Source organism: Roseobacter sp. OBYS 0001 (assembly GCF_019654895.1).
GTDB classification, from domain to species: Bacteria; Pseudomonadota; Alphaproteobacteria; order Rhodobacterales; family Rhodobacteraceae; genus Roseobacter; species Roseobacter litoralis.
Genome location: NZ_BPES01000006.1, coordinates 198,800 through 207,432 on the forward strand (window position 1 = coordinate 198,800; position 8,633 = coordinate 207,432).

Consider the following 8,633-nt stretch of genomic DNA (forward strand, 5'->3'; position numbering starts at 1 on the left):
CCAGAAAAGGGCAAGCGGTGAAACTGACACAGACACATCGACAAGCGTTGCAGGATATCCTGACGTGGCGTCGTGATGTCCGGCATTTTCGCAACGATCCCGTCGCGCCGGAGGTGCTGGGACGCCTGCGCGCCAGCATGGACAGCGCGCCATCGGTCGGAAATTCGCGCCCCTGGCGTATTCTTCAGATCGAAGACATTGCCTTGCGCGCCCGGATCATCGCGAATTTCGAAGCGAGCAATGCCGAGGCCGCGCAGCTTTACTCCGGCAGCGATCAGCAGGCCTATCTGGCGCTGAAACTGGCAGGGCTGCGCGATGCACCCGTTCATCTGGCTGTGTTTACCGATACCGCACCGGAAGAGGGCAAAGGCTTGGGGCGGCAAAGCATGCCGGAGATGTTGTCCTATTCAACCGCGATGGCGATCCACACATTGTGGCTGGCGGCACGGGCCGAGAATATTGGCGTCGGTTGGGTGTCGATCCTTGATCCGGATGATGTGTGCGCCACATTGGGCGTCCCGCCAGAGTGGTCGCTGACCGGATACCTGTGCCTGGGGTATGCAGAAACGGAGTCAGACACGCCCCTTTTGCATCAGACAGGATGGCAGGAGGATACCGCGACGCAGTGGATTATTCGCTAGCGGGCTGCATCTGACAGGGCAGGGGCGATTTGGCAATGATTGTTTCCAGTGGTAAAACCGTTGGGTCCCAGAAAAGGTGCACCCCAATGTCAGACAATTCGAAGATCAACACCATCGCAGCAGCCCTGCAGGACGTGCCGGAGGTTCAAGCCCTGTTTCTAAGTGGCAGTCACGGGAACGGCATGGCCGATGCCTATAGCGATCTGGACTTCGTTTTGGTGTGCGAGAATGGCGCAACAGATGCGATTGCCGCCGCATGGCGCGAAGCGGTGTCGCAGACCGGAACGATTGTTTTGTGGTGGGATCGCAAGAACATACCCGTTCTCATCAATGCGATCACCGAAGACTGGATGCGCATTGACCTGATCATTCTCAAGCCTGAGCAGCTGGCTTCGCATTATCAGAACACACTGAAGGTCGTTTTCGATCCCGAGCGACTATACGATCAATTGACGCCGCAAGCGCCTTCGAGGGTGCGAGACCCGGATAAATTCCTGCGTCAGGTGGAGGATTTTATTAGAATACTCGGGCTTTTGCCTTTGGCTGAGGGTCGCAAGGAATATATCAACGGTGTCTTGGGCGTCTATCACCTCAGGCAGTTACTGGTTGATTTGCTAGTGGAAGAAACCAACGCGCCCCACCGTGGCGGCATCCTGCATCTCAATCGGCTGTTGACGGATGCTCAGCAAGAGCTTCTGATCTCGCTGCCGCCGCCTTTGCCCACCCGTGAGGGCATGATCGCGGCGCATCTTGCCTATGCTGGTGCTTTTCTGCCGCGCGCCCGGCGACAAGCCGCAGAACTGGGTGTCGTGTGGCCCGACCGGTTTGAAGAGGCGACATGGAAACGGCTCAAGCAGACGCTGTCCTTGGAGCGCCCTTACGATCCGCAAGTAGCTGTTTGAACGCATGGTGGTCAGGCCGGACCAAAATAGGCGTGCAGAGTGACAAGTTTTAGCAGTCATCCACATTTGGCTAACGGGTGACGTCGCTCCGATTGGGCAGGGTGGTCAAGCCCATCTGGGCTAGGGTGAGGCTGGTCTCATCCGCCAGCAGGTTCCAATATTGTTCAAGCCCATCGCGCCCGCCCGCCGCAATCGCAAATTGCATCCCGCGCCCAAAGAAGACAAAATCGGCGCCCATTTGATAGGCTTTGACGACGTCCTCACCCGACCGCATCCCGGTGTCATAAAACAGGGGGTACTGCGGGCCGATCGCGTCGCGTATTCGTTTGAGCGCAAGAATGGGGGGCGGCGCGCTGTCAAGCTGGCGCCCGCCATGGGTTGAGACCTGAATGGCATCAACGCCCTGCGCTTTCAGCTGCAAGGCATCGTCAACATCCGTCACACCCTTGGCCACCAGATGGCCATCCCAACTGTCGCGCAGGCGCTTGAGGAAATCCCAATCTGCGGCTGCGCGGCTTTCGGTGCGATCAAAGGTAAACTCCGGTGTCTGGAAGTTTGCCAGATCGGGCGCGCCTGCCATGAGGCTGGAGAGGGACCAGCGTGGATGCAGGGCAAAGTCGATGAATTGCATCGGACCGATCCTGAACGGCATCTTGAACCCACGCCGCAATTCGCGCGGACGTCGCCCCACTTCGGGCACATCCAGCGTCATGATCAGCGTTTTGTATCCGGCGGTTTTGGCACGCTCCACCAGTTTGGCCGTGCCGCTGCCATCCCCGGAAAAGTAGAGCTGAAACCAGGCGTGTCCCTGCGCCTCTTCGATCATCGTTTCCAGTGAGGTGGACGCAACGGTCGAGACACCGACAGGCACCTGATGTTTCGCAGCAATGCGCGCCAGCATCACATCTGCGCCGGGACCTGACAGATTGCACATGCCCATCGGGCTGATGCCAAAGGGAGCTTGGCCCGCGTGCTCAAACACCTGCACACCGATGTCGCGACGCGCAACGTTGCGCAGCACGCGCGGCTGCAATTCGACGTCTCGCAGGGCGGCGAGGTTGCGCGCTTCGGCCACGCCATTGCCCGCCGCCCCGTCAATGTAGTCAAAGACCATCCAAGGCAGACGCCGCCGCGCGATGCGGCGGGCGTCGTCATAGCTGTGGATGGTCGCTCCCATCAGATCAGGCCTGAACCGCCTTCATGAAGCGGTCGCGAATAACGACCGGGTCCATGGTGATCACAGGCAGTTTGATGTTGCCGCTGTCGCATTTCACGACGATGATCGTCATCTGCTTGCTGTCGATGGCTTTTTGCAGAACCTCGCCGGTGTCTTTGTCCTGACACTCGATCACGTTTTCACAGCCACAGGCCGATGCCACTGCCGCCAGCGACGTTTTCTTGCCCGCGTAAGTCGGTTGATCCCCGGTGGAACCGTAAGATCCATTGTCGATGATCATCAGGATATAGTTGTCCGCGACGTTGTTGGCGATAGTAGGCAGAGTGCCCATATTGGTCAGAACAGAGCCGTCCCCGTCAATGGAGATCACGGTTTTGTCCTGTGCCATGGCAAGGCCAAGCCCGATGGAAGACGACAAACCCATGGTGCCGAGCATGTAGAAATTGGTCGGCTGGTCGTCGATCATATGCAGTTCCTGGCTGGGCAGACCGATGTTGCAGACAACGAGGTGATCCCGAAGGATGGGCGCGATTTCGCGCAGGATTTCAGAACGGATCATTGGTCGCCATAGCCTCCCCAGAAGGACGCATCCGTCAGGATCGCCACAGGTTTGTTGCACATGAATGTGTATTTCAGAATCTCAGGCAGTTCGGCTGCATCGGATTCCTTATGGAAGTGGAACGTGGGGATCAGCATCTGGTTCAACAGCGCCTTGGTGTGCACCGCCATCTCGACCTGACAGGCCACGGGTTCGCGCAACTCGCCCCGATAGGAGATCAACATGGGCAGCGGCATCCGGTAGTATTGCGTCAGCGTGGCCAGCGTGTTGATCGTGACCCCAATCGCGGTGTTCTGCATGATGATGGCAGGTTTCTTGCCCCCCATGAAAGCCCCCGCGCACAACCCCATGCCTTCGTCTTCCTTATTGGACGGGACGTGGTGGATTTCGGGTCGTGCCTCGACTTCGTCGATGACGCCGGCAAGCTGTTTGCACGGAACTGTGGTAATGAATTCAACGCCTTCTGCGATGAAATCGTCCACAATTTTGGAACTGATGGACACGTATGTGGCCTCCTCGAATTCAGATTGAAGTGAAAGTCGTATTTTTTAGAAAGGCAGGAGCCAGTTCAGCGCAGCACAACGACAGAGCAATGCGCCTGCTGTACAATCCTCGCCGCAGTAGAGCCGAGAAAGAAATCGCTCAACCCCGGTTTATGAGACCCCAGAATGATGCAATCGGCGTTTTGTTCCTTTGCATATTGCGCGATCGACCGGCCGGTATGGCCGTTGATCAAGACAGCCTTGGCGCTGGGAATACCCTGCACGCGTTCCAACAGCCGTTTTTCAGCATTCGCCCGTTCACGTTCCACGATATCGTCGGTGACATAGGCGTTCGTGGTGCCCGATGGCAACTCGTGGACATGCAGTGCAATGATTTCGCCGCCGTCATCCAGCAGCAGTTTCGCCTTGGCCAGCGCGGTTTCGCTTATTCCGTGGTCAAGAGCGAGGCAGACGATGATCTTCTTGTACATGGTGTGTCCTTTTTCGGTTGCAGGCGGCGGGTTAGTCGGCGTGTTCGGGGATCAGGACGATTTTGGGCGATGCGACCTTACCGTTGCGTATATCGTTAAACGCGCTTTGACCCCGCGCCAAGGGGCGTGTCTCGATCCAGTCAAGAGGCCCGAGCCGCCCGTCGAAAATGGCCTCAGCCGTGTCGCGGAAATCCTGCGCCGTATAGGTGTATGTACCAATAAAGGTGATTTCCTGCAAAGTCATCCGGCGCACATCAAGACCGCCTTCACCGCTCCCGAGGCCGATATGCCCGATCACCCCGCCCGGACGGGCCATCATACAGGCAGCAGCACGGGTGGCCGCATAGCCCACACCGTCAATCACAAGGTCAACGCTGCCCGCTTCGGGCGCGGCAGGTTCATCCGGCGCGCAAACCTCAAAACCTGCAACATCAGCAAGACGCGCGCGGCGCAGCTCATTCGGCTCAATCACCGTGATATCCCGCGCGCCCTGTGCTGCAAGCGCCAAGGCAGCGCCAACGCCGATTGCGCCCCCGCCGATCACTGCGCACCGCGTATCCGTAAGGTCGCTGCCCACGACAGCACGCGTGAGCCGGGCGGCGTGCCAACCACAGGCGATAGGTTCGGCCAATGCTGCTTTTTCAAGGTCGACGTGATCTGGCACCGTCACAAGATTACGCTCGGGCACGCAGACGTATTCTGCGAAAGCGCCCTCGCGTGGCAGCATGGATATGATCTGCCGGTTGGTGCAAAGGTTCTCGCGGCCTGCGTTGCAATCGTCGCAGGACAGGCAGGTGACCAACGGATTGAGGGTGACGCGTCGCCCGTCCATCGGTCCGCCAACCACGACACCGGCTGCTTCGTGTCCAAGTGTCAGTGGGGCAGGGCGGCGTTCATCATGACCGAGAAAGGCATGCATGTCCGACCCGCAAATCCCCGATGCCTCGATGCGCACCAGATGTTCGTCCGCGTTGGGGGTTGGCAAAGGGCGGTCCTGATAGGTCAATTGCGCAATGTCAGTATAGACTAATGCCTTCATTTTGCTGTAAAACCTCCGTCAACGAAAAGGGTCTGGCCGGTTACATAGTCAGACGCGGGCGCGCAGAAAAACATCAGCGGACCATCAAGGTCGACAGGTTCGCCGTTGCGTCCGATGCAGGTCTGATCCGCGTTGCGCTGCGCCAGTTCGGGATTGGCAAATACCGGCCCCGTCAGTTCCGTGCGGAAAAAACCGGGTGCCACGGCGTTCGCGGTGATGCCGTGGCCTGACCATGCCTCGGCCATGGCGCGGGTCATCTGTTCCACCCCGCCTTTGGACGCGCCATAGCTGATACCATTGGGAAAGGCACGCTGCGATTGCAGAGAGGCGAAATTGATGATCCGGCCCCACCCGTTTTGTCTCATCGCTGGGACAAGCGCTTGGGCGAGAAAAAAGGGTGCCGCAAGATTGAGGTTCAGGGTCACATCCCACCCTGCATCGGTCACCTCATCTGCATGCTGACGTGTATTGATTCCAGCGGCATTGATCAGGATATCCACCGCGCCAAATGGTACACCGACCTTTGTGGCCACATCTTTCAAGGCATCCCTGTCTGCCAGATCGGCTATGACGCAGGCGGTCTGCCCCTCTGTCTCACGATGCCAGGCGTCCAATTCCTTTGCGCGACGCGCGACGCCGACGACTTTGGCGCCTGCCTGTGCCAGCATCGTGGCGGCTTGTCGGCCCAAACCACTGCTGGCACCTGTCACGCAGACCACCTTGCCGCTGACATCAAAGAGCGCGCTCACCTGAATTAATCCACTGCTGAGAGGTCAAAGTTCTCGTTCGGAAAGTACTTGTGCAGACGCGCATCCGCGGCGCGCGCGTGCCCTTCCATCCCCTCCAGACGAGAAATCCGCGCCGTGGCTTCGGCCACCGGGCGCGCGCCATCCCGGGTGGAGCGCTGCCAAGTTACGATTTTCATGTACTTATGCACTGACAAACCGCCAGTGTATTTTGCGGATCGCGATGTGGGCAGCACGTGGTTGGTCCCGGATGCCTTGTCACCAAATGAAACGGTTGTCTCTTCGCCCAGAAAGAGCGAGCCGTAGCACTGCAGCCGGTCCAGCCACCACGGCAGGTCTTCGGCCTGTACAGTCAGGTGTTCGGGGGCGTAATCGTCTGAGCAGTCGGCCATTTCCTCGCGGTTGGCACAGACGATCACCTCGGCATAGTCACGCCATGCGGCAAACGCGTTATCCCGGTTCAGTTCTGGCAGGTCGTCGATAAGACCCGGTACCAATTCCATGACCTTTTCAGCCAACGCACGGGTATCTGTTACGAGCCAAACCGGAGAGTTATATCCGTGCTCTGCCTGGCTGACGAGATCTGTCGCGACCATGAAGGGGTCGGCAGAGGCATCTGCCAGCACAAGACTGTCGGTTGGCCCTGCAATCATATCAATGCCGACACGGCCAAACAAAATGCGCTTGGCTTCGGCGACAAACTGGTTGCCCGGACCGACCAGAATATCCGCTTTTGGCAAATCAAAGAGGCCAAAGGTCATGGCGGCGACCCCCTGAACCCCACCCATGGACAGGATTTTGTCGGCACCGCAGAGGTTGGCGGCATAGACGATCGCGGGATTGATCCCGACATCGGGTCGCGGCGGCGAACATGCGGTGATATGCTGGCAGCCTGCGACCTTTGCGGTGGTGACGGTCATGATCGCACTTGCAATGTGGCTGTAACGCCCGCCGGGAACATAGCATCCGGCAGCCCGCACGGGGATGGCCTTTTGGCCAGCGATTAACCCGGGAACGATTTCAAGTTCCACATCCTTCATCGTGGATTTTTGCACCTCAGCGAAGCGGCGCACGTTGTCATGTGCAAACGCGATATCGTCTTTCAGTTTCTGGCTGACCTTGGCGCTGGCGGCGTCGATCTCTTCTGCGGTCAGGATGACATTGCCGGTGTATTTATCGAACTTTTCAGCATAGCGCATCGCCGCGGCATCTCCGCCGGCCTCTATGTCGCTCAGAATATTCTGAACGGTCTCGCGCACGTCCCCCGCATCTGTCATCGCGGTCTTTTCAGCTTTTTTCAGATATTCACGAGCCATTTCGCGCCTCCAGCGTGTCACATATGTTTGGTGGATCAATGTTGGGGTTGCCCACCAATAGAATCCCTTGGTATGCAGATGTGTAAGCGCTTGCATGGCCCAATGCAAGCGCTTACATCAACCAGGTCCGTACTCTGGACCCTAAGCGTCAGGCGATGGTGAGATGGTCAAATCTACAGCACCCACTCTGGAAGATGTGGCCAAAATGGCCGGGGTCTCGACTGCGAGCATTTCGCGGGCGTTGAACGATCCTGACAAAGTTGCAGCAAGTACACGGGAGAAGATTGAAAAGGCGATTGAAACTCTTGGATATACGCCAAACTTTGGCGGTCGTGCGCTCGCGTCAAGCCGAACGAACACTGTTGGTGCCGTAATCCCTTCGATGGCCAACGCGATGTTTGCAAGCGGCCTTCAGGCTTTTCAGGAGGCTCTGGCGGTTGATGGTGTCACTCTGCTGGTTGCAACGACGGGGTTCGACTCTGAACAGGAATTCCGCCAGATTAAATCACTGGTCGGGCAGGGGGCCGATGGGCTGATGCTGATCGGGAATGACCGGCCCGACAAGACGTGGGATTTTATCGACAAACGAAGAGTGGCGCATGTGGTCTCGTGGTGTAACGTCAGCCGTGAGGGGCAGTTTTTCGCGGGGTTTGATAACGCGACAGCGGCGGGTGACGCAGCAGAACGTGCAATGCGCCTTGGGCATCGGCGTATCGCTGTCATCAGTGGCCAGACGGCCAGCAACGATCGTGCCAAGGCGCGACGCGATGGTGTCTATGCCGCTGTGGCGCGATTTGGCGATGGCGCGCGTATCACCCATGAGGTCGAAGCACCCTATTTGATCGACGATGCTGCTGCAGCGTTTGATCAGATCATGGCGCAGGCGGAAAAGCCGACCGTGGTTTTATGTGCGAATGATGCGCTGGCCGCCGGTGCGATGATGCGCGCACGTGAGATTGGCATGTCGCTACCGGATGAGATGTCTTTCGTTGGCTTTGACGATGTGGGGCTGGCGCGTGTGGTCACACCGGCGCTGACAACGGTGCGTGTGCCCCAGATCGAAATGGGTCGCGCGGCAGCGCAATTCCTATTGGCCAAGATTGCCGGGGAGACTGATCTGTCTTCCACGACCTTCGCGACTGAATTCATTCAACGCGAGTCACTGAAACCACCGCGCCTGCCTTGACATCCAAGGCTTTGCGCTTTCTGTTCCTGCGAATTAGAAGGAGAGTTTGACTATGATGAGAACGCGTGCGGCGGTTGCGGTTGCGGCTGGGCAG

General features: G+C 58.2%; 10 protein-coding genes. 3 read left to right on the plus strand and 7 right to left on the minus strand.

Translation table 11 applies throughout. The annotated features are described in order from the left end of the window. Window positions 1-17: 17 nt before the first annotated feature. On the plus strand, window positions 18-641 hold the full coding sequence (gene bluB / locus K5Q35_RS14170; protein ID WP_220800020.1) for a 5,6-dimethylbenzimidazole synthase: 624 nt from the start codon (window positions 18-20) through the stop codon (window positions 639-641). Between the two features lie 86 nt (window positions 642-727). Next, entirely contained in the window at window positions 728-1,543 is an 816-nt protein-coding gene (locus K5Q35_RS14175) for an aminoglycoside 6-adenylyltransferase (RefSeq protein WP_220800021.1), read from the plus strand. 70 nt (window positions 1,544-1,613) lie between these two features. On the opposite strand, the gene K5Q35_RS14180 is transcribed toward K5Q35_RS14175, so the two are convergent. From K5Q35_RS14180 to hisD, 7 genes are all read right to left on the minus strand, one after another. Next, a complete protein-coding gene (locus K5Q35_RS14180; RefSeq protein WP_220800022.1) occupies window positions 1,614-2,720 on the minus strand; it encodes an alpha-hydroxy acid oxidase in 1,107 nt (368 codons plus the stop codon). Window positions 2,721-2,724: 4 nt separating this feature from the next. Further along, the gene (gene comE, locus K5Q35_RS14185; RefSeq protein WP_013960601.1) at window positions 2,725-3,279 is read right to left on the minus strand and encodes a sulfopyruvate decarboxylase subunit beta; all 555 of its coding nucleotides are present in this window, start codon (window positions 3,277-3,279) and stop codon (window positions 2,725-2,727) included. Beyond that, window positions 3,276-3,782: a sulfopyruvate decarboxylase subunit alpha gene (gene comD, locus K5Q35_RS14190; RefSeq protein ID WP_013960602.1), complete on the minus strand. Its 507-nt coding sequence runs from the start codon at window positions 3,780-3,782 to the stop codon at window positions 3,276-3,278. The genes comE and comD overlap by 4 nt, the downstream gene beginning before the upstream one ends. 65 nt (window positions 3,783-3,847) lie before the next feature. Continuing rightward, window positions 3,848-4,252: a universal stress protein gene (locus K5Q35_RS14195; protein ID WP_013960603.1), complete on the minus strand. Its 405-nt coding sequence runs from the start codon at window positions 4,250-4,252 to the stop codon at window positions 3,848-3,850. 31 nt (window positions 4,253-4,283) lie between these two features. Beyond that, window positions 4,284-5,291: an alcohol dehydrogenase catalytic domain-containing protein gene (locus tag K5Q35_RS14200; RefSeq protein WP_220800023.1), complete on the minus strand. Its 1,008-nt coding sequence runs from the start codon at window positions 5,289-5,291 to the stop codon at window positions 4,284-4,286. Beyond that, the gene (locus K5Q35_RS14205) at window positions 5,288-6,040 is read right to left on the minus strand and encodes an SDR family NAD(P)-dependent oxidoreductase (RefSeq protein WP_220800024.1); all 753 of its coding nucleotides are present in this window, start codon (window positions 6,038-6,040) and stop codon (window positions 5,288-5,290) included. Before K5Q35_RS14205 ends, K5Q35_RS14200 begins: the two co-directional genes overlap by 4 nt. 5 nt (window positions 6,041-6,045) lie before the next feature. Further along, the gene (gene hisD, locus K5Q35_RS14210) at window positions 6,046-7,353 is read right to left on the minus strand and encodes a histidinol dehydrogenase (RefSeq protein WP_013960606.1); all 1,308 of its coding nucleotides are present in this window, start codon (window positions 7,351-7,353) and stop codon (window positions 6,046-6,048) included. A gap of 163 nt (window positions 7,354-7,516) precedes the next feature. Between hisD and K5Q35_RS14215 the strand changes: the two genes are divergently transcribed. After that, window positions 7,517-8,539, plus strand: a complete 1,023-nt coding sequence (locus K5Q35_RS14215) for a LacI family DNA-binding transcriptional regulator (protein ID WP_220800025.1) — start codon at window positions 7,517-7,519, stop codon at window positions 8,537-8,539. Window positions 8,540-8,633 lie beyond the last annotated feature (94 nt).

Excerpts from the sequence above, each read along its gene's own strand:
- K5Q35_RS14180 (WP_220800022.1), bottom strand. The coding sequence starts at position 2,720 with ATGGGAGCGACCATCCACAGCTATGACGACGCCCGCCGCATCGCGCGG.
- K5Q35_RS14175 (WP_220800021.1), top strand. The coding sequence starts at position 728 with ATGTCAGACAATTCGAAGATCAACACCATCGCAGCAGCCCTGCAGGAC.
- hisD (WP_013960606.1), bottom strand. The coding sequence starts at position 7,353 with ATGGCTCGTGAATATCTGAAAAAAGCTGAAAAGACCGCGATGACAGAT.
- K5Q35_RS14200 (WP_220800023.1), bottom strand. The coding sequence starts at position 5,291 with ATGAAGGCATTAGTCTATACTGACATTGCGCAATTGACCTATCAGGAC.
- K5Q35_RS14215 (WP_220800025.1), top strand. The coding sequence starts at position 7,517 with ATGGTCAAATCTACAGCACCCACTCTGGAAGATGTGGCCAAAATGGCC.
- comE (WP_013960601.1), bottom strand. The coding sequence starts at position 3,279 with ATGATCCGTTCTGAAATCCTGCGCGAAATCGCGCCCATCCTTCGGGAT.
- K5Q35_RS14195 (WP_013960603.1), bottom strand. The coding sequence starts at position 4,252 with ATGTACAAGAAGATCATCGTCTGCCTCGCTCTTGACCACGGAATAAGC.